Origin of the sequence: Bhargavaea ginsengi (assembly GCF_900109165.1) — a bacterium.
Lineage (GTDB): Bacteria > Bacillota > Bacilli > Bacillales_A > Planococcaceae > Bhargavaea > Bhargavaea ginsengi.
This window is the reverse complement of record NZ_FNZF01000007.1, coordinates 1-25,777: the sequence shown is the minus strand read 5'-3', so window position 1 is coordinate 25,777 and position 25,777 is coordinate 1. Positions and strand designations below refer to the sequence as shown.

The 25,777-nt window shown below is 55.7% G+C and carries 26 protein-coding genes and 1 tRNA gene; 19 read left to right on the top strand and 8 right to left on the bottom strand.

Annotated elements, in window-relative coordinates; genetic code table 11:
- Positions 1-93 precede the first annotated feature (93 nt).
- A complete protein-coding gene (locus BMX91_RS13940) occupies positions 94-1,686 on the top strand; it encodes a long-chain-fatty-acid--CoA ligase (RefSeq protein WP_092055546.1) in 1,593 nt (530 codons plus the stop codon).
- Between the two features lie 60 nt (positions 1,687-1,746).
- Here the strand turns inward: BMX91_RS13940 and BMX91_RS13935 are convergent, their stop codons facing one another.
- Both BMX91_RS13935 and BMX91_RS13930 read right to left on the bottom strand, forming a co-directional pair.
- The gene (locus tag BMX91_RS13935; RefSeq protein WP_092055544.1) at positions 1,747-2,289 is read right to left on the bottom strand and encodes a DUF4256 domain-containing protein; all 543 of its coding nucleotides are present in this window, start codon (positions 2,287-2,289) and stop codon (positions 1,747-1,749) included.
- A gap of 384 nt (positions 2,290-2,673) precedes the next feature.
- Positions 2,674-3,450 (bottom strand): enoyl-CoA hydratase-related protein, encoded by a 777-nt coding sequence (locus BMX91_RS13930; RefSeq protein WP_092055541.1) that lies wholly within the window; start codon positions 3,448-3,450, stop codon positions 2,674-2,676.
- 171 nt (positions 3,451-3,621) lie between these two features.
- Between BMX91_RS13930 and BMX91_RS13925 the strand changes: the two genes are divergently transcribed.
- Positions 3,622-3,987, top strand: a complete 366-nt coding sequence (locus BMX91_RS13925; RefSeq protein WP_092055539.1) for a hypothetical protein — start codon at positions 3,622-3,624, stop codon at positions 3,985-3,987.
- Here the strand turns inward: BMX91_RS13925 and BMX91_RS13920 are convergent.
- The gene (locus tag BMX91_RS13920) at positions 3,984-4,490 is read right to left on the bottom strand and encodes a competence protein ComK (RefSeq protein WP_245744467.1); all 507 of its coding nucleotides are present in this window, start codon (positions 4,488-4,490) and stop codon (positions 3,984-3,986) included. The genes BMX91_RS13925 and BMX91_RS13920 overlap by 4 nt on opposite strands.
- A 180-nt stretch (positions 4,491-4,670) precedes the next feature.
- Here BMX91_RS13920 and BMX91_RS13915 point away from each other — a divergent pair, with 180 nt between their 5' ends.
- The 4 genes from BMX91_RS13915 (at position 4,671) to BMX91_RS13900 (ending at position 11,369) form a co-directional block, all read left to right on the top strand.
- Entirely contained in the window at positions 4,671-4,916 is a 246-nt protein-coding gene (locus tag BMX91_RS13915) for an IDEAL domain-containing protein (RefSeq protein ID WP_092055533.1), read from the top strand.
- 271 nt (positions 4,917-5,187) lie between these two features.
- Complete coding sequence (gene uvrB / locus BMX91_RS13910) at positions 5,188-7,170, top strand: excinuclease ABC subunit UvrB (RefSeq protein ID WP_092055530.1); 1,983 nt, start codon at positions 5,188-5,190, stop codon at positions 7,168-7,170.
- Between the two features lie 7 nt (positions 7,171-7,177).
- Positions 7,178-10,048: an excinuclease ABC subunit UvrA gene (uvrA, locus tag BMX91_RS13905; RefSeq protein WP_092055527.1), complete on the top strand. Its 2,871-nt coding sequence runs from the start codon at positions 7,178-7,180 to the stop codon at positions 10,046-10,048.
- A 97-nt stretch (positions 10,049-10,145) separates the two neighbouring features.
- Complete coding sequence (locus tag BMX91_RS13900; RefSeq protein WP_092055524.1) at positions 10,146-11,369, top strand: DUF4097 family beta strand repeat-containing protein; 1,224 nt, start codon at positions 10,146-10,148, stop codon at positions 11,367-11,369.
- Between the two features lie 186 nt (positions 11,370-11,555).
- Here the strand turns inward: BMX91_RS13900 and BMX91_RS13895 are convergent, their stop codons facing one another.
- The gene (locus BMX91_RS13895) at positions 11,556-12,113 is read right to left on the bottom strand and encodes an N-acetylmuramoyl-L-alanine amidase family protein (protein ID WP_092055521.1); all 558 of its coding nucleotides are present in this window, start codon (positions 12,111-12,113) and stop codon (positions 11,556-11,558) included.
- A gap of 149 nt (positions 12,114-12,262) precedes the next feature.
- Here BMX91_RS13895 and hprK point away from each other — a divergent pair, with 149 nt between their 5' ends.
- The 12 genes from hprK to BMX91_RS13835 all read left to right on the top strand — a co-directional run bounded on the left by hprK (position 12,263) and on the right by BMX91_RS13835 (position 22,926).
- Positions 12,263-13,198, top strand: a complete 936-nt coding sequence (gene hprK, locus BMX91_RS13890; protein ID WP_092055519.1) for an HPr(Ser) kinase/phosphatase — start codon at positions 12,263-12,265, stop codon at positions 13,196-13,198.
- Between the two features lie 39 nt (positions 13,199-13,237).
- Entirely contained in the window at positions 13,238-14,047 is an 810-nt protein-coding gene (gene lgt, locus BMX91_RS13885; protein WP_092055516.1) for a prolipoprotein diacylglyceryl transferase, read from the top strand.
- Between the two features lie 57 nt (positions 14,048-14,104).
- Entirely contained in the window at positions 14,105-15,049 is a 945-nt protein-coding gene (locus BMX91_RS13880) for a nucleoside recognition domain-containing protein (protein WP_092055514.1), read from the top strand.
- Complete coding sequence (gene ppaX / locus BMX91_RS13875; protein WP_092055511.1) at positions 15,039-15,698, top strand: pyrophosphatase PpaX; 660 nt, start codon at positions 15,039-15,041, stop codon at positions 15,696-15,698. The genes BMX91_RS13880 and ppaX overlap by 11 nt, the downstream gene beginning before the upstream one ends.
- A complete protein-coding gene (locus BMX91_RS13870) occupies positions 15,695-16,222 on the top strand; it encodes an acyltransferase (RefSeq protein ID WP_092055509.1) in 528 nt (175 codons plus the stop codon). The genes ppaX and BMX91_RS13870 overlap by 4 nt, the downstream gene beginning before the upstream one ends.
- A gap of 267 nt (positions 16,223-16,489) precedes the next feature.
- The gene (locus BMX91_RS13865; RefSeq protein ID WP_092055506.1) at positions 16,490-18,007 is read left to right on the top strand and encodes a tetratricopeptide repeat protein; all 1,518 of its coding nucleotides are present in this window, start codon (positions 16,490-16,492) and stop codon (positions 18,005-18,007) included.
- Positions 18,008-18,084: 77 nt separating this feature from the next.
- Entirely contained in the window at positions 18,085-19,035 is a 951-nt protein-coding gene (gene trxB / locus BMX91_RS13860) for a thioredoxin-disulfide reductase (RefSeq protein WP_092055505.1), read from the top strand.
- A 208-nt stretch (positions 19,036-19,243) separates the two neighbouring features.
- On the top strand, positions 19,244-19,726 hold the full coding sequence (locus BMX91_RS13855; RefSeq protein ID WP_092055502.1) for an NUDIX hydrolase: 483 nt from the start codon (positions 19,244-19,246) through the stop codon (positions 19,724-19,726).
- On the top strand, positions 19,726-20,616 hold the full coding sequence (gene rapZ, locus BMX91_RS13850; RefSeq protein ID WP_407640883.1) for an RNase adapter RapZ: 891 nt from the start codon (positions 19,726-19,728) through the stop codon (positions 20,614-20,616). Before BMX91_RS13855 ends, rapZ begins: the two co-directional genes overlap by 1 nt.
- A 4-nt stretch (positions 20,617-20,620) precedes the next feature.
- Positions 20,621-21,601 carry a gluconeogenesis factor YvcK family protein gene (locus BMX91_RS13845; protein ID WP_092055498.1) on the top strand — a complete coding sequence of 327 codons (981 nt, stop codon included), beginning with the start codon at positions 20,621-20,623 and terminating at the stop codon, positions 21,599-21,601.
- 34 nt (positions 21,602-21,635) lie between these two features.
- A complete protein-coding gene (gene whiA / locus BMX91_RS13840; RefSeq protein ID WP_092055497.1) occupies positions 21,636-22,583 on the top strand; it encodes a DNA-binding protein WhiA in 948 nt (315 codons plus the stop codon).
- Between the two features lie 79 nt (positions 22,584-22,662).
- Positions 22,663-22,926: an HPr family phosphocarrier protein gene (locus tag BMX91_RS13835; protein WP_092055494.1), complete on the top strand. Its 264-nt coding sequence runs from the start codon at positions 22,663-22,665 to the stop codon at positions 22,924-22,926.
- 65 nt (positions 22,927-22,991) lie between these two features.
- Here the strand turns inward: BMX91_RS13835 and clpP are convergent, their stop codons facing one another.
- Positions 22,992-23,624, bottom strand: coding sequence for an ATP-dependent Clp endopeptidase proteolytic subunit ClpP (gene clpP / locus BMX91_RS13830; protein WP_281242844.1), 633 nt, complete (start codon positions 23,622-23,624; stop codon positions 22,992-22,994).
- Positions 23,625-23,799: 175 nt separating this feature from the next.
- Between clpP and BMX91_RS13825 the strand changes: the two genes are divergently transcribed.
- Positions 23,800-23,871 (top strand) — tRNA-Arg (locus tag BMX91_RS13825).
- A gap of 83 nt (positions 23,872-23,954) precedes the next feature.
- Here the strand turns inward: BMX91_RS13825 and BMX91_RS16065 are convergent.
- The 3 genes from BMX91_RS16065 to BMX91_RS13810 all read right to left on the bottom strand — a co-directional run.
- A complete protein-coding gene (locus tag BMX91_RS16065) occupies positions 23,955-24,353 on the bottom strand; it encodes a tyrosine-type recombinase/integrase (protein ID WP_407640885.1) in 399 nt (132 codons plus the stop codon).
- Between the two features lie 19 nt (positions 24,354-24,372).
- Entirely contained in the window at positions 24,373-25,134 is a 762-nt protein-coding gene (locus BMX91_RS15985; RefSeq protein WP_092055488.1) for a tyrosine-type recombinase/integrase, read from the bottom strand.
- Between the two features lie 187 nt (positions 25,135-25,321).
- Positions 25,322-25,777, bottom strand: a 456-nt coding sequence (locus BMX91_RS13810; RefSeq protein ID WP_143059393.1) for an IS3 family transposase, incomplete at its 5' end; no start/stop codon positions are given.

Genomic DNA, 25,777 nt, shown 5'->3' with positions numbered 1-25,777 from the left:
TTCGTTGGGGCACCCAACCTTCTATTGTAAACGTTTTCTATTTATATTAAAATAATTCTGATTAGATAAACGTTTCTGAAGGGAGAGGGTTCCATGTTTGCTGCGCTGACGCCGCTGGACTGGAAGCGGAGGGCATTTAAGTATTACCCGGACAAGATTGCGGTGATTGATGAAGATAAGGAGTTTACGTATAGAGAGTTCCTGGAGCGGGCGGACAAACTGTCCGTGGCACTGCACGATGCCGGCATCCGTGAGGGGGACCACGTTGCGGTCATGCTGCCGAACACCCACTATATGCTCGAAGCCTTCTACGGCATCTGCCAGATCGGAGCGGTCATGGTTCCGCTCAACTACCGGATCTCACCGGCGGATATGGAATATATCCTGAACCACAGCGATTCCAAGATGCTCATCGTCGACGAGGAGTTCACGGCACCGATCGCAGAAATCCAGGGTAAGCTGAGCTTCGACAAGTTTGTCGTCGTGAAAGTGGACGGAGCTGAGCATAACCTGCCTGCCAAGGATTATGAGACATTCATCGGGGACGTACCGGAAGACGCGAAGGTGCCCGAGGTGGAAATCGACGAGAACCAGCTGCTCACGCTGAACTATACGAGCGGCACGACGTCCCGTCCGAAGGGCGTCATGCTGACGCACCGGGGCAACTATTTGAACGCGGCGAACTTCATGTACCACCTGAGCGTGAAGCATGACGATGTCTACCTCCATACGCTCCCGATGTTCCATGCGAACGGCTGGGGCGGGGTTTGGGCGATCACCGCGGCAGGCGCGACGCATGTGTGCCTGCGGAAGGTCGTGCCGTCTACTATTCTCGACTTGTTCGAAGACAAGAAGATCAGCTTGCTGTGCGGCGCACCGACAGTCGTCAATATGCTCGTCAATGAACCGAAGGCCCAGGAAGTGAAGATTTCGACAAAGCCGCGCATGGCGACGGCAGGCTCCCCGCCGGCGGCAGCGCTGATCCAGCGCGCACAGGATTTGCTCGGCCTGAACATGATGCATGTCTACGGCCTCACCGAGACATCGCCGTTTATCCTGTACAACGAGTGGAAAGCGGAGTTCGACGGCAAGTCCGCAGATGAGCAGGCGGCGATCAAGGCGCGCCAGGGCATCGAGCTGGCCTTTAACGGCGAAACGAAAGTGGTCCGCGAAGACGGCACCGAAGTCGACTGGGACGGCATGGAACTCGGCGAGATCGTCACACGGGGCAACGTCGTCATGGACGGCTACTACAAGGATCCCGAAAAGACCGCCGAAGCGATCAAGGACGGCTGGTTCCACACCGGTGACCTTGCCGTCACATTCCCAGACGGCTACATTGAGATCCGCGACCGCGCCAAGGACATGATCATCTCGGGCGGTGAGAACATCTCCTCGACCGAGATCGAAGGCGTCCTCTACAAGCATGCCTCCGTCCTGGAAGCGGCCGTCATCGCCGTGCCGGACGAGAAGTGGGGCGAAGTGCCGAAGGCGATTGTCGTCCTGCATGAGGACCGCGCTGCGACCGAACAGGAGATCATCCAGTTCTGCCGCGACAATATGGCCCACTTCAAGGCACCGAAGTCGGTCGAAATCGTCGACGCCCTCCCGAAAACCGCAACAGGAAAGCTCCAGAAGTTCAAGCTGCGGGAAATGTTCTGGGAAGGCGCGACGAAAGTGAACTGAATAAATGAAAGGAAGCCCCGGACGGGTGTCCGGGGCTTTACATTTTGGTGCATTTGGCTGTCAGACCCTGAGGGATCCGCGGAACCCTCTGGCTGCGTAGTACGAATCAGCACCGTTGTGATAGAGGAAGACGGTGTCATACCGGCGGTCGCAGAAAAGGGCGCCGCCCAGTTTGCGGATGCGTTCCGGAGTCTGGATCCAGCTCGATGTCTTCTTGTCGACCTGCTCCAGCTCCTGCAGATGCCGGTACTCATCCTCCGTCAGCATCTCGATGCCCATCTCGGCGGCCAGATCCATCGCGGAATTCTCCGGCTTGTTCTTTTTCCTCTTCTCGAGCGCTTCCCGGTCATAGCAGATGCTCCGGCGGCCTTTCGGGCTTTCCGGCGAGCAGTCATAAAACAGGTATTCACCGGTTTCCGTGTCTTTCCCGACGACATCCGGCTCGCCTTCGGTATCTTCCATCGCCTGGAGGGAGCGGAGCTTGTCCGGAGCGGCTTTCAGCCGGGATTGGACGTCTGCCCAATCGATGCCTTCGTGGCGGTGCATGTTTTCTTCGAAGCGGGTTTTCAGTACGTTGAGCAGTTCTTCCTGGTTTTGTGTCATGGAGACGCCTCCTTGATCAAGGGATAGATTCAGTATACCGAATTTTCAACGGGCGGTCCGGGGAGAATCAGTGGCCGACTTGAAATAAGAAGGGCGGAGTTGCAATAAGGGTGCTGTAGTTGAAATATGGAGACCGAGGTTGCAATAAGGAAGCCCGGTTTGAAATAAGGAGGCTGAAGTTGAAATAAGGAATGCGGAATTGAAATAAGAAAGGTCAAGTTGCAATAGGGCCTCCCAAATTGCAACTTGGGGACCAGAATTGCCACATGGCATCCAGAGTTGCCACATGGCACCCGGAATTGCCACATGGCACCCGGAATTGCCACATACGCGTTGCCTCAAACAAAGCCGGAAAGTCCCGTAACGGACTTTCCGGCTTCCACATTATCTCCCTTTAAACTCAGGCTTCCGCTTTTCCGCAAATGCGTTCAGTGCCTCGATCCGGTCTTCCGTCGGGATCGTCACTTCATACGCCTTGCGTTCGATGGCGAGCCCGGTCTGGATGTCGGCGTTCATGCCGTGCTTGATGGCGAATTTCGCCTGCTGGAGGCCGATCGGGCCGTTGGCGAGCATCTGGTCGGCGAGTTCTCCGGCTGCGTCCAGGAGCTGCTCCGGCGGCACGACTTTTGTGACGACGCCGTACCGGTAGGCTTCTTCAGCCTTCATGCGCTTGGCGGTGAGGATCAGTTCGAGCGCTTTCGCTTCGCCGATCAGGCGGGGCAGGCGCTGTGTGCCGCCGGCGCCCGGGATGATGGCGAGGCTCGTCTCGGTCAGGCCCATGACGGCCGTTTCCGAGGCAATGCGGAAGTCGCAGGCGAGCGCCAGTTCCATTCCGCCGCCGAATGCGTAGCCGCCGATGACGGCGATCGTCGGCTGAGGCAGGTTTTCGATGGCGGTGAACACTTCGCCGATTTTATAAAGATTCCGTTTTACATGCTGTTCCGGCAAAGTTTTGCGTTCCTTCAGGTCGGCGCCGACGCTGAATGCACGGTCGCCGGCGGCCGTGAACAGCACGACACGGATGTCTGGGTTGATGCGAATCGATTCGACGATCTGCCCCAGATCAGAAATGAGTTCATAGTTAAATGCGTTCATCGCGGCCGGCCGGTCAAGCGTTACGATGCCGATATGGCCTTTTTGTTCATAGCGGACGGTTTCCATATTCAATCCCCCTCATTGTGTGAAAAATCCCCCGTTTACAAAAACATTACCATGAGGCGCCACGTTCCGCCACTGCATGACAGAAAAAGGTCATTGCATAAACATGAAGCAATGGGGTAAGATAAAAATACGAACAAACGTTCTTTTCTTCAGAAGGAGGGGAGGGACAGTATGCCATTGATCCCGCCGGAGGCACTGCCTCACTTTGAAAACCAGATTTACCTGCCGATGCTCCTCATCATCTTGGAGCGCGACCGGCTCGCATTCGAAAAAGGCCCGTTCAAACTCAAGCGCCCGTACCTCGCGATGATCGCGGAGGCAGAAAAGCTTGTGCAGAAGGACCTGAAGGAATCCCGTCTTTACATGCGCCGCCACTCGATGAAGGTGATCAAGGGGAACCATGACGACATGTTCACGGAGTATGTATTCATCCATGGCGGCTACGAGGACCACCGGCGCTACCTGAATGTCCGGCTGCGCAACCGGTCGGAGGAATTGCTTGGTGTTTACCTGGCGATGGGTGACCGCGCCGTCTAGATGAATTCCCGGTCGAGCCCGGGATGACGCAGATAGTACTGCATCCGGGAAAACTTTTTGTCCAGCCGGCATGCTAGGGCATACTGCCGGTTCATCGTCTGAATCGAGACATTGACCCGGATAGTATCGCCGTTTTCCAGCAGCACCTCGCAGGAATTTGAGTTTCCCCAGTAATCTTCGATGCCGTGCAGCCCGATCCAGACATTGCTATCGGATTGCGGCGATAGCGTCGGAAGAAAGATGCACGGCATCCCCATGTCCTGGACGATCAGCACAGGAACTTTATGATGATTTCCGATTAGCTTGCTGGAAATCTGAATGGCCTGCCGAAGCGTGGTTCCATACATCTCACAGGCCCGCTTGAGGTTATTGAGCGGCCTGCTGTCGAGCAGGAGCTTGTCTTTCTTCTCCGTAACGACCGTGCAGACCTTGCCATCAATCACTTTAGGCTCAAGAGCCAGTGTGTCGAACGAAATATAATAAGGAGATGCCAGCCGTTTCATGTCCAAAATAGATGACCCCCTGACTATGTATACATCTAATTATAGAAATGGTTGGAAATAAAGCAAGACTTATTTCTCATTATTGTCAATTAACTGTGAATATCGAAAATTTAAAAATAACCGTTGCATCCGCCACCCGTTTGCATATATAATAGGAAAAAGCGCCAGGTGGTGAATGGAATGGAACATTACTATTCGTATGCGGAATTCCTGAAGGCGGTCGGCAAGGGTCAGGCGAGTCCGTCTGAGCAGCTGCTGAACGACATCTACATGGACCTGTTCCTGAAGCATGTGCACCGTGAACAGACGAGGGAACGCCTGCTCAATCTGATCGACGAGGCACTGGACAAGAAAGACGTGGAAGCCTTCAATCTGCACACCGAACAGCTGAATCAGCTGGAAGACGACGAAACCGTGAAACCGTAACGCTGGAGGATTGCTGACATCATGCCGAAATCATATTGTTGAACCGTCCGTACTGAAGGGGATTTGAGCCCTGTGTGCGGGCGGTTTTGTGTGTCCGGACGCGTTCAGACATGCCGTCCGGGAGAGGGGAAGGCCGCTCCGTTTTCTCAAAAAACCGGCATCAGATTGATTGAAAACACCTGTTCGCTTTTTGCTCGAGAAGAATAGGGGAATATGATACGATAGTGACATTATCGAGAGTTCCACGAACGCAATCGGAAGGGGACGGGACATGGTCCAGAAATTTGAACTGCAGGCACCGTATGAGCCCTTGGGCGATCAGCCGAGGGCAATCGACCGGCTGATCGCCGGTGTAAATGAAGGCAAGCGGCATCAGACGCTCCTCGGGGCGACGGGAACAGGGAAAACGTTCACCGTCTCGAACGTACTGACGGAAATCAACAAGCCGACGCTCGTCATCGCACACAATAAGACGCTCGCCGGCCAGCTGTACAGCGAGTTCAAGGAGTTCTTCCCGAACAACGCCGTCGAATACTTTGTCAGTTACTACGACTACTATCAGCCCGAGGCCTATGTGCCGTCGACGGATACGTATATCGAAAAAGACGCGAGCATCAATGATGAGATCGACAAGCTGCGCCACTCGGCGACGTCTTCGCTGTTTGAGCGGAACGACGTCCTGATCGTGGCGTCCGTGTCGTGCATCTACGGTCTCGGTAACCCGGACGAATACCGCGAGATGCTCGTGTCGCTCCGGGTGGGTATGGAAATCAGCCGCAACGAGCTGCTGCGCCGGTTCGTCGATATCCAGTACAACCGAAATGACATGAACTTCATCCGCGGGACGTTCCGCGTGCGCGGCGACGTCGTGGAGATCTTCCCGGCATCGCGCGATGAGCGGTGCATCCGGATCGAGTTTTTTGGAGATGAGATCGACCGGCTCCGCGAGGTCGATGCGCTCACCGGGGAGATCCTCGGCGACCGCGACCACGTCGCGATCTTCCCGGCATCCCACTTCGTCACGAGAGAAGAAAAGATGAAAAAGGCGATCGCGAATATCGAGGCCGAGCTGGAAGAGCAGCTGAAGGCACTGCGCTCGGAGGACAAGCTGCTGGAGGCCCAGCGGCTCGAGCAGCGCACGCGCTATGACCTGGAAATGATGAAGGAGATGGGATTCTGCTCGGGGATCGAAAACTATTCCCGTCACCTGACCCTGAAACCGGCAGGGGCTACACCGTACACGCTGCTCGACTACTTCCCGGACGACTTCCTTATGGTCATCGACGAAAGCCACGTGACACTTCCGCAGATCCGCGGGATGTACAACGGGGACCAGGCGCGCAAGCAGGTGCTTGTGGACCACGGGTTCCGCCTGCCGTCGGCGCTTGACAACCGTCCGCTTAAGTTTGAGGAGTTCGAGGCACGGCTCCGCCAGGCGATCTATGTATCGGCGACGCCGGGCCCGTACGAGCTCGAGCACACCCCTGAGATGGTCGAACAGATTATCCGGCCGACGGGGTTGCTTGACCCGGTCATCGAAGTCCGCCCGATCGAAGGGCAGATTGATGACCTGATCGACGAGATCCAGGAGCGCGTACGGAAAAACGAGCGCGTCCTCATTACAACGCTGACAAAGAAAATGTCCGAAGACCTCACCGACTATCTGAAGGAAGTCGGCATCAAGGTCAACTACCTCCACTCCGAGATCAAAACGCTCGAACGGATCGAAATCATCCGGGAGCTGCGGCTCGGAACCTATGACGTGCTCGTTGGGATCAACCTCCTGCGGGAAGGGCTCGACATCCCGGAAGTGTCGCTTGTCGCGATTCTCGACGCCGACAAGGAAGGGTTCCTTCGCTCCTCGCGTTCGCTGATCCAGACGATCGGACGCGCTGCGCGTAACTCTAACGGGCATGTCATCATGTATGCCGACAATATGACCGACTCGATGCGAATCGCAATCGATGAAACGGCGCGCAGACGCGAGAAGCAGATCGCCTATAACGAAAAGCACGGCATCACACCGACGACGATCAATAAGCAGATCCGCGAATCGATCCGTGCGACGCACGAAGCCGATGAGACGGCAACGTACGCGGAAAAGGCGACACAAGGGAAGAAGCTGACAAAGGACGAGAAAGCAACGCTCCTCGCTTCCCTGGAAAAGGAAATGAAAGAAGCGGCAAAGGCGCTCGACTTCGAACGGGCTGCCACGCTCCGCGATACGATACTCGAACTGAAAGCAGAGGGGTGAGATCCGCATGAAAAACAAGGAAATCGTCATCCAGGGCGCGCGTGCGCATAACCTGAAAGACATTAATGTCACCATCCCGAGGGACCAATTGGTCGTCGTGACCGGCCTGTCCGGCTCGGGCAAATCCTCGCTTGCCTTCGACACGATCTATGCAGAGGGGCAGCGGCGCTATGTGGAGTCACTGTCCGCCTATGCCCGGATGTTCCTCGGACAGATGGACAAGCCGGATGTGGACGCGATCGAAGGGCTGTCGCCGGCGATCGCGATCGACCAGAAGACGACGAGCCGGAACCCGAGATCGACCGTCGGGACGGTCACGGAAATCTCCGATTATCTCCGGCTTCTGTATGCGAGGATCGGCAAGCCGATCTGCCCGAACCACGGCATCGAGATTTCCTCCCAGACCGTCGAGCAGATGGTCGACCGGGTGATGGAACTGCCGGAGCGGACACGCCTGCAGATTCTGGCGCCCATCGTTTCGGGACGCAAGGGAACGCATAAAAAGCTTCTGGAAGACATTAAAAAGCAGGGCTATGTCCGAGTGCGGGTCAACGGGGAGCTGTATGACCTGGATGATGACATCGACCTGAATAAAAACAAAAAGCACGACATCGAAGTCGTCATCGACCGGATTGTCGTAAAAGATGATGTGGAAGGGCGCCTTTCGGATTCCCTGGAAACGGCGTCGTCGCTTGCCGGAGGACGCGCGATCATCGATGTAATCGGCGGGGAAGAGCTGATCTACAACGAACACCATGCCTGCCCGGTGTGCGGATTCTCGATCGGCGAGCTGGAACCGCGGCTGTTCTCGTTCAACAGCCCGTTCGGCGCCTGCCCGGAATGTGACGGCCTCGGCTCCAAGCTTGAAGTCGACCCGGACCTTGTCATTCCGGACAAGAGCCTATCACTCCAGGAAGGCGCGATCGCCCCGTGGGAGCCGACAAGCTCCCAGTATTACCCGGAACTTCTGAAGGCGGTCTGCAAGCATTACGGAATTTCCATGGACGTGCCTGTCAGCGAGCTTCCGGACAGCCAACTGGACAAGGTCCTTTATGGCTCCTCCAGCGACCGCATCCACTTCCGCTATACGAACGAGTTCGGAAAAACACGCGACAACCATATCTACTTTGAAGGAGTGCTCAAGAACGTCGAGCGCCGGTACCGCGAAACAAGTTCCGACTGGATCAGGGAGCAGATGGAGAAGTATATGGCGGAGCGCCCTTGTCCGGTCTGCCGAGGCGACCGGCTCAAGGAAGAAGCGCTTGCGGTAAAAGTCGCCGGCCTGAACATCTCCCAGGTGACCCGCTTCCCGATCACCGAAGCCGTGGACTTTTTCCAGGGCCTCAACCTTTCGGAAAATGACCGGGCGATCGCGAATCTGATCCTGAGAGAGATTAATTCACGGCTCGGTTTCCTCGTGAATGTCGGGCTGGATTACCTGTCGATGTCCCGTGCGGCGGGTACGCTGTCCGGAGGCGAGGCGCAGCGGATCCGGCTGGCCACCCAGATCGGCTCGAAGCTTTCGGGTGTCCTGTACATCCTTGATGAGCCTTCGATCGGGCTTCATCAGCGTGACAACGACAAGCTGATCGGCACGCTCAAGGAAATGCGCGACCTCGGCAATACGCTCATCGTCGTCGAACATGATGAGGATACGATGATGGCTGCCGACCACCTGATCGACATCGGGCCGGGTGCCGGCCTGCATGGCGGGGAGATTATCGCGCAGGGTACGCCGCAGGAAGTGGCGGATGATCCGGATTCCATCACGGGGGCTTACCTGAGCGGCCGGAAGTTCATCCCGGTCCCTGCGGAGCGCCGCAAGCCGGACGGCCGCACTGTCCGCATCGAGGGTGCAACGGAAAATAACCTGAAGACCATCGACGCCGAATTCCCGCTTGGCCAGTTTATTGCTGTCACAGGCGTTTCAGGTTCCGGAAAATCGACGCTCGTCAATGAAATCCTCTATAAGACATTGGCCCAGAAACTGAACCGCGCCAAGGCAAAGCCGGGCGCTTATGCAGCCATTTCGGGCCTTGAAGAACTCGAGAAGGTCATCGACATCGACCAGTCGCCGATCGGGCGCACCCCGCGATCGAACCCGGCGACCTACACCGGCGTGTTCGACAACATCCGCGACCTGTTCGCCTCGACCAACGATGCGAAGGTCCGCGGCTTCCAGAAAGGGCGCTTCAGCTTTAACGTAAAGGGCGGGCGGTGTGAGGCTTGCCGCGGGGACGGCATCATCAAGATCGAGATGCACTTCCTGCCGGATGTCTACGTCCCGTGCGAAGTGTGCCACGGACGCCGTTACAACCGGGAGACACTCGAAGTCCGTTACAAAGGCAAGAACATTTCAGACGTCCTCGATATGACCGTATCCGACGCAGCAGTGTTTTTCGAGAACATCCAGAAGATCCACCGAAAACTCCAGACGCTTGTCGATGTCGGTCTCGGCTATGTAAAGCTTGGCCAGCCGGCGACGACACTCTCGGGCGGGGAGGCCCAGCGGGTCAAGCTGGCATCCGAACTGCACCGCCGGTCCAACGGCAAGTCGTTCTATATCCTGGACGAGCCGACGACCGGGCTTCATGCGCATGACATCTCGCGCCTGCTCGAAGTGCTCCACAGGCTCGTCGACAACGGCAACACCGTCCTTGTCATCGAGCATAACCTGGACGTCATCAAGACAGTCGACCATATTATCGACCTCGGGCCGGAAGGCGGCGACCGCGGAGGCCAGATCATCGCGACAGGGACACCGGAAGAAGTGGCGGAGGTGCGCGAATCTTACACCGGCCACTATCTGAAGCCGATTCTCGAGCGCGACCGGAAACGGACCGATCAGCTTTTGGCGGAAGCGGAAAAACAGGCCTGACGGATTTTTCGGACATCGCAGTGAAACTTTTCACGTTCCCGGCACGTAACATAACTATCAACGGAAGCGCCTTGCCGCTTTCGAAGGAGGAACGCATATGAAAGACGAGAAAAGCCGTATTCTGGACATGCTGGAACAAGGGACAATCAGCGCAGACGAAGCATTGCGTCTTTTGGAGAAGTTCGAAAGCAACCGCGAAGCCGTGAAGGAAAGCCATCCGGAGATCAATGACGGGCAGGCGGACAAGCCGGCGGCAGACCCGCAGCAGGCAGTCGGCGGCGGTGAGGAAGCGGACAACTGGCAGGGAGATTTCAGCCAGGACGCGCAGCCGGAAGGGGAAGATCACCGCTCCGGAAAACAGGCATCGATGGATGACTTCCTGGAAGACGTCCGCCGTGACTTCACGACATTCGGCAACCGGTTCATGCAGTTCATGCAGACGGCGGTCGACCGCGTAAAGACATTCGACATCGACAAGCCGTTCGGTGACCCGGTCGTTTTCCACGAAACGTTCACGAAAAGCGCGGAAGGCATTGAAGAGATCAATGTCGACCTGTCGATGGGCAGCTTTGACATCCGTCTTGGCGAAGGTGAAGAATTCCGCGCTGAGTGCGAAGTAAAGGTGCACCGTGCCGAAGACGAAGCTGAAGCGAAACGGGAATTCGAAGAACGTTTCCTCTTCATCACGGACGGCAACCGTCTCCGCATCACGAACGACCAGAAAATGACCCAGGTGAACGTCGTTCTCCATGTGCCGGAAAAACAGTATAAAAAGCTGGCTGTGCGCATGTTCAACGGCACCTTTTCATCCGGTACCGGCCTGACCGCGGCACAGGTGCGCGTACGCACGGCCAACGGCAAGATCGAGGCGGACAATCTTCATTTTGATGAGGCTGAGTTCGAGACCGCGAACGGCGCAATCCGTCTCAAGGACATCCACGGCGAGCAGGTCGAAGCGGAAACGCTCAACGGCCGGATCGACATCGACGGCATGCTGAAGGATATCGAGGCCCAGTCGGTGAACGGGCACGTCATCGTCACGACACGGGACGCCGAGTCCCGCAAGGTGGAAGCGACCGCCATGTCCGGAAGCGTCGAAGTGTATGTGCCGCAGGAAGCCGGCATTGAAGGCGAAGTTTCCTCAAACTTCGGGCGCATGGACATCCGCATGCAGGATGTCACCCGAACGAAAGAGCAGGAGCAGCTGCTCCAGAAATCCATCCGGTTCCGCAAAGAAGGCGGCAATCCGGACCTTCCTCCGCTCCGCATCAAGGGCGAGGCCAAGACCGGCACCGTCATCGTCGGCTATATCGGAAACTAAAGAACAGCAAAAGGACGGAAGGCCCAAGTGGCCTTCCGTCCTTTTGTCGTTGAGGTGCCGGTTTTCGCGAAAGTGACGAATGAGTCCCCGAAAGTGACGAAACGCACTCCGAAAGTGAAGAATCAGCCCGGGAAAGTGACGAATCGCCTCCTGAACGTGACGAACCGGCACAACTCCCCAACCGCTTTACTGTCCCTTGCCGTAGTACCAATTCACCACGGCGAATGCGATGGCGCGTGCGCATTGCCTTCTGTACCTGTCGTTTTTCAAAAGGGCCGCCTCCTGACGATTCGTCATGAATCCGCACTCGAGCAGGACTGCGGGCATGCGGGTGTTGCGCACGACGGCAAAGTCTGCGCGCTTCACCCCTCGGTTTCTGCGGCCGGTGGCGGAGACAAGCGCCGCCAGTATATGCCCGGCGAGCAGCTCCGACTGGCGCTGTGCGCGGGGATAGATAAACGTCTCGATGCCATTCGCCTCATTCCAGCCCGTGCCGAACGCATTGGCATGGATCGAGACATAGGCATCCGCTCCCCAGGCGTTTGCCTTGCGGACGCGTTCCGCAAGCGGAACATCCCGGCCTGCTTCGTGAGCCGTCATCACCGTGATCCCTTCCGCCCTGAGAAGCTTTTCGGCATAAGCGGAAACCGAAGCATTGAATGCAAACTCCAGCATTGATCCGTCGGGCGTCCGCTTTCCCGGTGTCGCCGGTCCATGGCCGGCATCCAGCATGATTTTCTTCAATTCACTCCACCTCCGACTGTTACATAGAGACAACGTGCCCGATGTATACGCTTGCACGGAGCATTCCAGATAAAAGCGATGTTCATTAACCGAATCTTTGTTAGAATATAGGGCATGGCCGACATTCGGCAGCGAAGGGGGCAATGCCGATGGATCACGTGACGGTAAAAGACGTGATGGAACGTTTCGGACTTGAACTGTCAGCGGGTGCGGAAGGGATCGGGCGGCATATCGCCAGCAGCGACATCTCCCGCCCGGGACTTGAAGTGGCCGGTTTCTTTGAATATTATCCGGCAAACCGTATTCAGCTTCTTGGGAAAAGTGAAATTTCATTTTTCTCGATGCTGCCTCGCCTTGATAAGATGGAGCGCGCCCGGAAGCTCTGCTCTCCGGACACGCCGATGCTCGTCGTCTGCCACAGCATGCGGATTCCGCCCGAGCTCGTGGCGGCGGCGGAAGAAGAGCAGGTGCCGCTCCTTTCTTCTCCGATGACGACGACCAAGCTGTCCAATAAGCTGAGCGATTTCCTCGAGAACCGGCTCGCACCGATGACGGCGGTACACGGCGTCCTGCTTGATATTTATGGGCTCGGCGTCCTGATCACCGGCAAGAGCGGCATCGGCAAAAGCGAAGTGGCACTCGACCTCGTCAAGCGCGGGCATCGGCTTGTAGCAGACGACATGGTGGAGATCCGACAGGTGGCGGAAGATACGCTGGTCGGCAATCCGCCGGAGCTGCTCCGCCACCTGCTGGAGATCCGCGGGCTCGGCATCATCGATGTGCAGATGCTTTTCGGGGCGAGCGCCATCCGCGACTTCAAGCGGATTACACTGATCATCGACCTGGAGCTCTGGGATCCGGAGCGCTCGTATGACCGTCTTGGCCTCGAGGAAGAGAAACTGAAAATCCTTGATACCGAGCTGACAAGACTTACCGTGCCGGTGCGCCCGGGAAGGAACATGTCATCGATTGTTGAAGTCGCGGCGATGAACCACCGCATGAAGCAAATGGGCATGAATGCCGCTGAACAGTTTTCGGAGCGGCTGAACGATATGATCGGGCGGGAACAGGACCCGTCTTACTAAGCCGGCATTTCCGGTGAGCACGGAAGAAGGGATTAATGAATGCAATTTTCTCTCGCGGCGATCGATCCGATCGCCTTTTCTCTCGGGCCGATTGACGTCCGGTGGTACGGAATCCTCATAGCGACGGGGATTGTGCTGGGGTTCCTCGTCGTCCAGCGGGAAGCGGTGAAGCGGGGGCTGCACCCTGACTTCATGACTGATTTTCTCATCTGGGCGGTACCGATCTCGATCATCGGTGCAAGGCTCTATTATGTCATCTTCCAGTGGGAGTACTACCGTGATGACCCGGGGAGGATTTTCCGTATCTGGGAAGGCGGACTCGCCATACATGGGGCGCTGATCGCGGCAGTGATCACAGCAATCATCTACACGAGAAAGCGGGGCGTGTCGTTCTGGAAAGTCGCGGACGTCACGGCACCGGGGCTTCTCATCGGCCAGATTCTCGGCCGGTGGGGCAACTTTGTGAACCAGGAAGCGCACGGCGGACCGGTCGCCGATGACTGGTGGGGCTATTCTGCGCTGCCGGACTGGATCTTGAACCAGATGACGATCGACGGTGTGACCTACCATCCGACATTCCTCTACGAGTCGGCATGGAATCTTGTCGGACTGCTGCTCATCTTGTTTGTGCTCCGGCGGATCAATCCGCTGAGCGGCGTCATTTTCCTGTTTTACGTCGCCTGGTATTCATTCGGGCGGTTCTTCATCGAGGGCATGAGGACGGACAGCCTGATGGCTTCCGGCCTGAAAGCGGCGCAGGTCGTCTCGATGATCGGGTTCTTCGGGGCGATCCTGATTTTCCTCATCCGCCGGTTCGCGATGAACATCCGCACACGCTATAAAGAATAAGTCAGCACGGCCCGGCCAGCGGGCCTTAACGATTAGCAAAGGAAGTCGAACCAAAACATGTCTACTCTACGCAAAGGACTCCAGGCGGGGCTGAAGACCACGTGGACGCTCGGAAAAATCATCTTCCCGATCACGCTGCTCGTCGTCATCCTGCAGCACACTCCTGTTCTCCCGTGGATCATCGATCTTGTTGCGCCGCTGATGGGCCTGTTCGGACTGAGCGGCGAGGCGGCAATCCCGCTTGTGCTCGGCAACGCGCTGAATCTGTACGCCGGCATCGCCGGCATCCTGTCACTTGAACTGACGGTCAAGGAAGTATTTATCCTTGCTGTCATGCTGTCGTTTTCACACAATCTGTTTATCGAATCCGGCGTCGCGATGCGGGTCGGGGTCAAACTGTGGATCATCCTTGTCGTCCGCTTGGGACTGGCATCGATTTCTGCCATCCTAATCAACCTGTTCTGGAAGGGCGGATCGGAAATCGCGCAGTATGGTATGGCGTCTGCACCCGAAGCGGCGCCGGAAACCTGGGGAGGCATTGTCCTGCTCGGTTTTGAAAAGGCCGGATTCGGCGTCCTGCAGCTCGCGGTGATCGTCATTCCGCTCATGGTCGCCATCCAGTTCCTGAAGGACGGCGGCTGGATGCACAAGCTGTCCTCCAAGTTGGAGCCTCTCACAAAGCTGATCGGCGTCCAGCCAAATGCGGGCATGACGCTGGCCACAGGGCTGGTCGCAGGACTGGCAATGGGGGCAGGCGTCATGATCCAGGCGGTGGAGGAAGACGGCGTCAGCAAAAAGGATGCGACTCTCGTACTCATATTCCTCGTCAGCTGTCACGCGGTCATCGAAGATACACTGATTTTCGTGCCGCTCGGCATCCCGATCTGGCCGCTTCTGCTGATTCGTGTCGTCACGGCGTTCGTGCTGACCATGGCGGTGGCGTGGTTCTGGAAGAGGGCCGAACAAACCAAAGAGAAGGGTGTCGTGTTGCATGGCCAATAAAATCGAAACGATTCTGTTCGACTTTGACGGAACATTGTTTGATACGAATGACCTGATTATCGAAACATTCATGGCGGTTCTCGGCAAGCATTTTCCCGGGCGGTATACCCGTGAGGACTGCCTTCCTTTCATGGGCCCCCCGCTGCGCGAGACATTCGAGGCGCTGGCACCTGAAAATGTCGAGCAGCTGATGGAGGAATACGTAAGCTGGAACCTGGAAAACCACGATAAGCTCACGGCAGAGTTCCCGGGTGTCTCTGAGGTGCTCAAGAAGCTGAAGGACCGCGGCCTAAAGATGGCGATCGTGTCTACCAAGCGCAACAAAACGATCCATAGAGGCCTCGGCCTCATGGATGCGGACGGCATCTTTGATGTCGTGATCGGATTGGATGATGTCACTCATGCCAAGCCGCATCCGGAGCCGCTCCAAAAAGCCATGGATGCACTGGGTGCCGATCCGTCAACGACTCTCATGGTCGGCGATAATTCGCATGACATCGACGGCGGCCGAAATGCGGGCACGCTCACGGCGGGCGTCGCATGGAGTGCAAAGGGCAGGGCCTTCATGGAGTCGCTTAAGCCCGATTATATGTTGGACGCCATCGAGGACCTGCTGGAAATAACGGACGGGACGGTTGGTGCCGGATGAGACGGACCGACCGCCACCCGGCACCGGTTAATGGAACGAATCCGCTCTGGCATATGTACCGCACTGTTTCTTTCTTCAAGGTCGCCAAGAATTTCACTGTTATCCAGATCGGGCGGTACACGCCGTCACTGTCTGTGAAACGGTGGCTTTACAGGACGTTCCTCGGCATGGAGATCGGTGAAAAGACGGCGCTTGCGCTGATGGTCGTCCCGGACACGATGTTTCCGGAACGAATCCGTATCGGCCGGAATTCGATCATCGGGTTCAACACGACGATCCTTGCGCACGAATACCTGACCGATGAATACCGGCTCGGCGACGTCGTCATCGGCGACAATGTGATGGTCGGCGCGAATACGACGATCCTCCCGGGTGTGGAGATCGGAGACGGGGCCACTGTCTCCGCCGCATCGCTTGTCAACCGTGATATCCCGCCCGGCAGCCTCGCCGGGGGAAACCCGGTCCGCATCATCTACACTGCGGAACAACTGAAAGAACGGCAGAGAACCCCCCGTCAGAGCTGATGGGGGGTTCTCCATTTCACGGGGAAGAGTCAACGTTGCGCGCAGGTATGTTAACGTTTCACGCCGGTATAGCAACGTCTCACGTCAGTATGTTAGCGTTTCACCCTTTAATCCCGACACAGCGGCGGTATGAGCCACCGCCAGTATATGCCCATCCATTACCGGCGACCGGCGAGCCGACTGTGTGTTATAATAGGTAGCTGATAACCTTTGAACATTTTGTGACATTATGCGGTGATGCCGCTTCTATATCCGGAGGAATTATTTTTGAACAATCACTCTCAACAGGGAAACCATAAAAAAGTCATCAACTTCATTCCGAACGGCGAATTCTATTACAAGAAGGCGCTCGGGGCGCTGAAGCGCGACGAGGTGGAGAAGGCCCACAAGTTTCTCAGCAGGGCGGCGGACCTGAGTCCGGAGGATGCCGACATCCTTCTGCAGTACGCCATCCTGGAGATTGACATGGGCCGTTTTGAGCATGCCCGCGATTTGCTGATGGCTGCCCATGACTCCGGCCCCGAGGATCCGGATACGCTGTTTTATCTGTCCGAGGTGCACGTCAACCTCGGCTATCTGCGGGATTCGATCCGTTACGCCCAGCGTTACCTCAAGCTTGCCCCTGAAGGGCTTTATCGCGATGAGGCGATGGATATCATCGAGTTTTCCGAGCACGAACTTTATGGACTTCCAGATGATGCCGAAGGAGATGGCCGGCTCGACTACATCCTCGACCGCGGCCGCCGGCTGATGGAATCCGGGGAATTCCGGGAAGCCGTCAGCCTGCTGGAATCGGCGATCGAGGAACACCCGGAATTCTGGGCAGCCTACAACAACCTGGCGCTCGCCTACTTCTATATCGGCGATACGGAGCAGGCGGAAGCGCTCCTCAATCAGGTGCTCAAGGGAGACAATGGAAATCTCCATGCACTCTGTAATTTCGCAGTGTTTCATTTTTACAAGCAGGACGCGCAAGCGCTTGAACGGGTAGTCTCCATCCTGCTTAAAATCCGGCCGATGCTCGTCGACCACCGTTACAAACTCGGCGCTACGCTCGCACTGGTCGGCCGCCACGCGGAAGCATTCAACTGGCTCCGCGGCCTTCAGCGGATCGGCTTCGAGGGCGATCCCGGGTTTTATTTCTGGCTGGCGCATGCCGCCGCCATGATCGGCGAGGAGAAAGTCTCCCGCGATGCGTGGGCTGTGCTTGTGTCCATGGATCCTTCCAAGGAAGGGAAAGAACCGTGGTTGCGGGCACGGATTCCCGATACGCCGGAAAACGACCCGAAGTTCGTCATCGGTAAACTGAACAGCGGTGAAGAAGGACTCCGGCTGCTCGGCCTGTTCCTGACGGGCAAGTCGATGTGCCGGGAAGACATCCTCACCCATCCGGAATGGCCGGACGTAGAAAAGATGTCAACGACGGAAAAGCTGTTCCTTGCGAACGGTCTTGGTCACCGGCTCCCGGGAAGGGACCGAGGAGAGCTTCTCTATAACCGTGTATTCGAGGCAACCGATCTGCTGTACAGCAGGTACGAGCCGCTTGGCGAGGAGGATATGCCCATCCTCGAGATGTGGTTCCTCATGTGCAGCCGGGCCATTGAGGAAAGCTACGCCTTCCGAAATCCGCCGGCAATTGCCGCATCAGCTGAATACATGTACCGATCTTCGCTGCAGTCAGGCACGACCAAAAAGGAGATCGCCGAGTCATACGGCATCTCTGTGAAGACATTGACAAAGTATGTCAACGAACTGTTCCGCTTCCTGCCGTTCCCGCGCAGTTAGGCAGAAATGTTGAGCCTGCGCCGCAAATCGAATAGCATGAAGGCAGACAGGTGTTCACATTTAAGGAGGAACTTTTCATGGCTGAAGATAAAATTTATGATGTCATCATCATCGGAGCCGGTCCTGCCGGCATGACGGCGGCGGTCTATACAAGCCGTGCCAACATGTCCACGCTCATGCTCGAGCGAGGCATCCCTGGCGGCCAGATGGCCAACACGGAAGACATCGAAAACTATCCGGGATTCGACAGCATCCTCGGTCCGGACCTCTCCAATAAAATGTTCGAACATGCGAAGAAGTTCGGCGCCGAATATGCATACGGGGATGTGTCCGAAGTCCGTGACGGTGAAGAATACAAGACAATCGTCGCGGGCGGCAAGGAATATAAAGCCCGGTCGATCATCATCGGCACAGGAGCGGAATACAAGAAGATGGGCATTCCGGGAGAATCCGAGCTCGGCGGCCGCGGTGTAAGTTACTGCGCGGTCTGCGACGGTGCGTTCTTTAAACAGAAGAACCTCGTCGTGGTCGGCGGCGGAGACTCGGCGGTTGAAGAGGGTGCTTATCTGACCCGCTTCGCGGACAAGGTGACTATTGTCCACCGCCGCGATGAGCTCCGTGCGCAGAAAATCCTTCAGGACCGTGCATTCGCGAATCCGAAGATCGACTTTATCTGGAGCCACACCGTCAAGTCGATCAACGACCGTGACGGTAAGGTCGGAAGTGTCACGCTCGTCTCGACAAAAGACGGCAGCGAACGTGAATTCGAGGCGGATGGCGTGTTCATCTACATCGGCATGGTGCCTCTCACCGCACCGTTCAAATCGCTCGGTATCACCGACGAAAACGGTTATATCCCGACCGACGAGCATATGAAGACTTCCGTACCTGGCATTTTTGCGGCAGGAGACGTCCGTGAAAAAATGCTTCGCCAGGTCGTCACGGCGACAGGCGACGGCAGTATTGCAGCGGAAGCTGCCCAGAAGTATGTTGAGGAATTAAAGGAAAAAATCGGTTCAAAAGCCTGATTTAACACGTTCTTAACCGCGCTGTAACAGCGCTGCAATAAAAAGGGTGTATAGTTTGAATTGTAAATTGACCCCCCTTTATGATAGCAATACATTTTGACGGCACCGGCACGCCCGGATGCCGTCCTTTTTTGCATTCCTTTTGTATCGCCTTTCATAAGCATAGTATAATAAAGGGTAGAATGTTTTCCGGAAGGTGGGGAGAACGATGCAGCGGATTGCCAATCTGTTGGTCATCCAGGACGAAAAGGTCCTGTTATTAAAGAAACCGCGCCGCGGCTGGTATGTCGCGCCGGGTGGGAAGATGGAGCCGGGAGAATCCGTCTATACGGCCGCTATCCGGGAATTTACGGAAGAGACCGGGGCGATTCCGGTCGAACCGCATTTGAAAGGAATTTATACGATGGTCATCCGGGATGAGGAAAATACCCGGACCCTTGATGAGTGGGTGCTATATACATTTGCTGCGCGCGGCCTTGAAGGAGTGCCTTTTGAGGAGAACCGGGAAGGGAAGCTTGACTGGCATGGTGTCGGCGAACTGGACGTCCTGCCGATGGCCGAAGGCGACCGGATGAATCTGAAATTTGCAGTCGGAAGCCCCGGCACCCAGTACGGCACGTTCACCTATACGGAAGAGTTCAGACTGCTCGGTGCGGAACTGCAGCAGTCGGCAGAAAGGACGGATCCATGATGGAGAAAACCCAAGAGAAAACCGACAGCATGGAGCTTGTCGTCATCACCGGAATGTCCGGTGCCGGCAAGACGGTCGCCGTACAGAGTTTTGAGGACCTGGGCTACTACTGCATCGACAATCTGCCGCCGGAGCTGCTTCTCACATTCCTGAAGCTTCTGGCGGATTCCGACAGGAAGCAGAGGCGTGTGGCTGCCGTCATGGATATGAGGGGCAGGGAGTATTTCGATTCCCTAACCGGTACGCTCGATCAGATTGAGGCTGCTGAAGGCTTTGACCTGCAGGTGCTCTTCCTCGATGCCGATGACAGTACGCTCGTCAAGCGCTATAAGGAAACGCGCCGCAAGCATCCTCTGTCCCACGGCGGGCTCGTGAGTGACGGGATACGAAAAGAGCGGGAAATGCTTTCCGAACTAAAAGGAAGAGCACGCTACCTGTTCAACACGTCCTATCTGCGGCCGCGCGAGCTCAGGGAAAAGATTGTCGAAAGCTTCTCGGAGACGGAAAAGGGCACGTTCACGGTCAATGTCATGTCGTTCGGCTACAAGCACGGTATCCCGATTGATGCGGATATCGCGCTTGATGTGAGGTTCCTGCCGAACCCGTATTACATTGAGGAGCTGAAGCCGCTTACCGGCCTCCAGCGGGAAGTCTATGAATATGTCATGAAACAGAACGATACAAAAGAATTGATCCTGAAGCTGGAAGATCTCTTCCGCTTCCTCATCCCGAGATACAAGGAAGAGGGCAAGGCGCAGCTTGTCATCGCGTTCGGCTGCACGGGCGGCCAGCACCGCTCCGTGTCACTTGCGGAGTACTTCGCGGAGAAGCTGAGCGGGGAGTACAAGACGTCGGTGACCCATCGGGATATCAAACATAGAAAGGGCTGATCCCATGCCCGCTAAAAAGGGGAAGAAGCGCATTGTGGCAATCGGCGGGGGAACCGGCCTGTCCACGATTCTGCGAGGCCTGAAACAGTATGATGTCGATCTGACTGCCATTGTGACCGTCGCGGATGACGGAGGCAGCTCGGGAAAGATCCGCAAAGATTATATGATCCCTCCGCCGGGTGACGTCCGTAACGTCATGGCAGCACTTTCCGACGTTGAGCCGCTTGTACTGGAAATGTTCCAGTACCGCTTTTCCTCTTCAGAGGGGCTCGGGGGCCATTCACTCGGAAATCTCATGCTTGCCGCCATGACGAACATTACGGGGGATTTCTCCAATGCAGTGGCTGAAATGAGCCGATTCCTGAACATCAAGGGACGTGTACTGCCGGCCGCGAACCAGATCATTACGCTCGGAGCGGAACTCGAGGACGGCTCGATCATCAACGGTGAGTCCAAGATTCCAGTCTATGGCCACCGGATCCGGCGGGTCTTTTTGATGCCGGACGAGGTCGAGCCGCTTGATGACACAGTCCGCGCAATACGCAAGGCCGATATGATCGTCATCGGGCCGGGCAGTCTGTATACGAGCATTTTGCCGAATCTGCTCGTTCCCGGAATCGGGGACGCCGTACTTAAATCGAAAGCACGCAGGCTCTACATATGCAACATCATGACCCAGCCGGGCGAGACATCGTCGTTCAGCGCGTCGGACCATGTCCGCGTGATGTACGACCATCTCGGCGGCAGGTTCCTCGACGGCGTCGTCGTCAATGACGGCACGGGACTGGAGGCCGTGGTGGAGGATTACCGCCAGCGGCAGTCCGTCCCGGTGCCGGGTGATGTGGAGAGCCTCGAGGAACTGGCGGATGATGTCATTCTGGCAGATATTGCGACCATCGTGGGCGGACATGTCCGCCATGACGCGGGCAAGGTGGCAGAGCTGATCTGCAGCTACCTGGACAGCCCGGACGGCGCAGCTGTCTGATCAGGACGGCAATCCGTGAAAGGAGAGGAAGCCGGTGTCATTCGCATCGGAAACGAAAAAAGAACTGACGCAGGTGGAAATGGACGAGTGCTGCACCCGAGCGGAGTTGTCGGCCTTCATCAAGATGAACGGGGTCCTGTCGTTTTCAAACCGGCAGATGAGCCTGGACGTCCAGACGGAGAACGCCGCGATTGCCCGCAGGATGTATACGAATATGCGGCGGCTCTACCCGTACAAAGTGGAGCTGCTCGTCCGTAAGAAAATGCGGCTGAAAAAGAACAATGTCTATATATGCAGGATCCGGGAGGGCGCAAAGACCATGCTCGAGGATCTGAAGATCACCGGTGAGGGAATCAGTTTTGCAGAGGGCGTTTCAGCAGAGATCATCAAGGATGACTGCTGCAGAAGGTCGTACCTGCGCGGAGCGTTCCTGGCAGGCGGATCGGTCAATAATCCGGAGACTTCATCTTATCATCTGGAGATCTTCTCGCTTTATCAGGAGCATAGCGAGGCGCTGGTGGAGCTGATGAACGCATATAATCTGAACGCGAAGTCGATCGAGCGCAAAAAAGGGTTTATCGCCTATCTTAAAGAAGCAGAGAAAATTTCCGACTTTCTCAGCCTGGCGGGCGCGCACTCGGCGCTCCTCAAGTTCGAGGATGTCCGGATCGTGCGGGACATGCGGAACAGCGTCAATCGCCTCGTCAACTGCGAGACGGCCAACCTGAACAAAACCATCGGTGCTGCGATGCGCCAAGTGGAGAATATCCAGTTTATCGATAAGATGATCGGAATCGAAGGCTTGCCGGAGCGGCTGCAGGAAATTGCGCGTCTCCGTGTCGAGTATCAGGACGTCACGCTGAAAGAGCTCGGCGAGATGGTTTCGGGCACGGCGATCAGCAAGTCGGGTGTCAACCACCGCCTGCGCAAAATTGATGAGATCGCGGAAAAACTCCGCAAAGGCGGCGTATCATTGAAGTGAGTTTGTTCTTGTCCTTTTCGGTCTTCTCCGATACGATAAAGGAATAAACAAGCAACCGGTTACAAAGGAGGAAGTGGCCATGACCGAACGGACATTAGAGGTGAAACTGAAATCCGGCCTGCAGGCCAGGCAGGCGGCGCTTTTCGTCCAGGAAGCGAACCGTTTCTCCTCGGACATCTACCTCGAGAAGGGGACGCGCAAGGTGAACGCAAAAAGCATCATGGGCATCATGAGCCTTGCAATCGCCAGAGGGGTGGAAGTGACGCTGAGTGCGGATGGACATGATGAGGAAGACGCGGTCACTGCGCTTTCTGCAATCATTGAAGATGAAGCGGCCGGCTGACAAGCAGCCGTTACAAATGAAGACAACAAGAAAAGACCCGGCAGGCTGCCGGGTCTTTTGACTTCTTACTTTTCTTCTTTTTTGTTGGGAAGCTCGTTCCGTTCGATGATATGGTCGATGAGTCCGTATTCCTTCGCGCGCTCAGCAGTCATGAAGTTGTCACGCTCTGTATCGCGCTCAAGCACTTCAAGTGGCTGGCCTGTACGTTCTGCAAGGATTGTATTAAGCTTTTCGCGGAGGAAGAGGATGCGTTTTGCCGCAATCTCGATTTCTGTCGCCTGGCCCTGTGCGCCGCCGAGCGGCTGGTGGATCATGACTTCCGCGTTAGGAAGCGCATAACGCTTGCCCTTTGTTCCTGCCGCGAGGAGGAATGCGCCCATTGATGCCGCCATGCCGATGCAGATTGTCTGCACGTCAGGCTTGATGAACTGCATCGTATCGAAAATCGCCATGCCGGCTGTGATGCTGCCTCCCGGGCTGTTGATGTAGATCGAGATGTCCTTGTCCGGATCTTCAGCCTCGAGGAAGAGGAGCTGCGCGACAATGGAATTTGATACGTTATCGTCAATGCCCGAACCGAGCATGATGATGCGGTCTTTCAGAAGCCGCGAGTAAATGTCGTACGCCCGCTCACCGCGGTTCGTCTGTTCGATTACTGTAGGGATGAGATTCATCTGTTCGTCCTCCTTTGAGTGGATGAGTAAATACCTGCACTGGAACACTATACCCTCCAGTCCTTGAAAATATCATAAGCTATTTGGTCAATGAAGGTCAAATGAGACGCTCCGTCAAAAAAGAAAAAGGGGCTTGCATCCCGGACATCATACTTGTATAATGAAAACTGTCGTCCGGTAAGGAGACTATGAATGTTCTGCCCTCGTGGTGCAACGGATAGCACGTAAGATTCCGGTTCTTAAGATGTGGGTTCGATTCCTGCCGAGGGCGTCACTTTCCTTATAGCATCAGCGTTTGAGCAAGCATTGTGTGGGTAGGTGCCCACATTCTGCCCACATTGCTCCTCGCTGATGCTATTTTATTTGTCTGAGCTCGCTGGTCCAGTGGGACATGAAATCATTTATTTTTTCGGTGTTCAGCTGCTCGGATCGGGCGGACCGGTGCCCGTACGTTTCGAGGAGGATACTCTTGTCTTTGTCTCCAAGGCGCGCGGAGATGAAGTTAATATCCGAAATCCCTGCTTCCCACATAATTGTTTCGTGCGTGTGCCGGAACATGTGGGGGTTAGTATGCTTCAGCTTATTGGTCCGACATAGATACCTCAAAGCATCTGCATAACTGGCCATCTTCACGAACTGCCCGATTTCATCGATGAAAAGCTCCTTTGGCCGCTTCTTGACCCTGATGATTCTATTCTTCCTCAGATCATGCCATTCCTTCATTTTCTCCAGGGTAAAGGCATCCAGCGCGATCAGGCGCTCACCAGTATCCTCATTCTTGGTTTGTTTCCTTCACATGATACTTAAGCGTCTCCTTGGAATAAATCATTGTCTTGTCGATGTTGACTTGTCCACTCTCCAGATCAATGTCATCCAATGTTAGGGCGCAGCATTCACCAATCCTCATCCCGGTGCCGATAAGCAGGTAGGTCATGTAGAGGTACTGGGCATACTCAGGCTTCTCGACACGCCATTTCCTTTCCGCAGCCATAAGAAGGGCTTTCACTTCCTCTAGCTCTAAAAACTTGTCCTTGCTCGTTTTAGAGCGTTTGGCGGTCTTTGGATACTTGACTCTCTCCACCGGGTTAAAGTACAGCAGACCGAGTTCTATGGCGTCCCTGAATGCCTCGCTCGCAGTCGTATTCATTCTCTGGAGGGTCGACTTTGCATATTTGCTTCCCATCCGGTTCATCATTTGCTGGTACATTGGGCGATTGAGGTCCTTCATGCGGACGTTCCCGATATCCTCTGTGATCCGGCCAAGATGATTCGTGATGTTGACTTCCGTGTTCCCGGAAACAGATCCTTTCTTGTAATGCACAAACCACCAGTCAAAATACTCTCTGAGGGTCTGATCGCCCGTTCCGGGGTCATACCCCCTTTTGAGGGATTGCTCCGCCTCTGCGGCAGCGTGACGCGCCTCAGCCTTTGTTGAAAAGCCACCCTTCGAGGTCTCTCTGCTTTTCCCGGTCTTTCTGTCGGTGTATCGAATCCGATACTCCCATGTGTTTCCCCTTTTTCGGAACGATGCCATTCCGAATACCTCCTTTCTATACTTCAGTAAGAGTTTAGCAACCACCCCCTTTGAAGATGATTACGGATGTACTGATGCAGACGCCGTTGTGCAAATCCCTGTTCAACGCAGAACGATTTGCAAATCATGTCCACTGCAGCCCCTGAACCGAACCCTTTAAAGCGGACAGTTTAATAAAAGACCCTTCTTATGCGGCGATGAGATGACTCCGGTATTGTGCCGGAGTCATCTTTTTTAGATTCCATTGATATCGGTGGTTGTTGTACTCGTAAATATATTCATCGACCAGTAGTTTGAGCTCATCGAAGGTTTGGCATTGCCTGTAGTCAATTTCATCTTTCATATGACCGAAGAAGGATTCCATCGGCGCATTGTCCCAACAATTTCCCTTTCGGGACATTGATTGTTTGATGTTCAGGTCCTTGAGGCGTTTCTGATACTCAGGATGGGTGTAGTGGAATCCTTGGTCTGAATGAAGGATGATTTCCGGATGAAGATTCTCTCCAAGAGCTTCTTCAAGCTTGTCCAGCGTCCGGTAGACAATTGGCATGGAAAGGCTGGTTGTCAGTTCATGGACGAGGATTTCATTGGTCGCCACATCCTTTATCGTGGACAGGTAGGCTGGCTGGCCCTTGCCGTGATA

Coding starts and splice junctions, on each gene's coding strand:
- lgt (WP_092055516.1), top strand. CDS start 13,238: ATGCAATTTTCTCTCGCGGCGATCGATCCGATCGCCTTTTCTCTCGGG.
- BMX91_RS13935 (WP_092055544.1), bottom strand. CDS start 2,289: ATGACACAAAACCAGGAAGAACTGCTCAACGTACTGAAAACCCGCTTC.
- BMX91_RS13925 (WP_092055539.1), top strand. CDS start 3,622: ATGCCATTGATCCCGCCGGAGGCACTGCCTCACTTTGAAAACCAGATT.
- BMX91_RS13855 (WP_092055502.1), top strand. CDS start 19,244: ATGCAGCGGATTGCCAATCTGTTGGTCATCCAGGACGAAAAGGTCCTG.
- BMX91_RS13845 (WP_092055498.1), top strand. CDS start 20,621: ATGCCCGCTAAAAAGGGGAAGAAGCGCATTGTGGCAATCGGCGGGGGA.
- uvrA (WP_092055527.1), top strand. CDS start 7,178: ATGAAAAACAAGGAAATCGTCATCCAGGGCGCGCGTGCGCATAACCTG.
- BMX91_RS13930 (WP_092055541.1), bottom strand. CDS start 3,450: ATGGAAACCGTCCGCTATGAACAAAAAGGCCATATCGGCATCGTAACG.
- trxB (WP_092055505.1), top strand. CDS start 18,085: ATGGCTGAAGATAAAATTTATGATGTCATCATCATCGGAGCCGGTCCT.
- BMX91_RS13835 (WP_092055494.1), top strand. CDS start 22,663: ATGACCGAACGGACATTAGAGGTGAAACTGAAATCCGGCCTGCAGGCC.
- ppaX (WP_092055511.1), top strand. CDS start 15,039: ATGGCCAATAAAATCGAAACGATTCTGTTCGACTTTGACGGAACATTG.
- BMX91_RS13940 (WP_092055546.1), top strand. CDS start 94: ATGTTTGCTGCGCTGACGCCGCTGGACTGGAAGCGGAGGGCATTTAAG.
- BMX91_RS13915 (WP_092055533.1), top strand. CDS start 4,671: ATGGAACATTACTATTCGTATGCGGAATTCCTGAAGGCGGTCGGCAAG.
- BMX91_RS13900 (WP_092055524.1), top strand. CDS start 10,146: ATGAAAGACGAGAAAAGCCGTATTCTGGACATGCTGGAACAAGGGACA.
- uvrB (WP_092055530.1), top strand. CDS start 5,188: ATGGTCCAGAAATTTGAACTGCAGGCACCGTATGAGCCCTTGGGCGAT.
- hprK (WP_092055519.1), top strand. CDS start 12,263: ATGGATCACGTGACGGTAAAAGACGTGATGGAACGTTTCGGACTTGAA.
- BMX91_RS15985 (WP_092055488.1), bottom strand. CDS start 25,134: ATGGCATCGTTCCGAAAAAGGGGAAACACATGGGAGTATCGGATTCGA.
- rapZ (WP_407640883.1), top strand. CDS start 19,726: ATGGAGAAAACCCAAGAGAAAACCGACAGCATGGAGCTTGTCGTCATC.
- BMX91_RS13920 (WP_245744467.1), bottom strand. CDS start 4,490: ATGAAACGGCTGGCATCTCCTTATTATATTTCGTTCGACACACTGGCT.
- BMX91_RS13880 (WP_092055514.1), top strand. CDS start 14,105: ATGTCTACTCTACGCAAAGGACTCCAGGCGGGGCTGAAGACCACGTGG.
- BMX91_RS13870 (WP_092055509.1), top strand. CDS start 15,695: ATGAGACGGACCGACCGCCACCCGGCACCGGTTAATGGAACGAATCCG.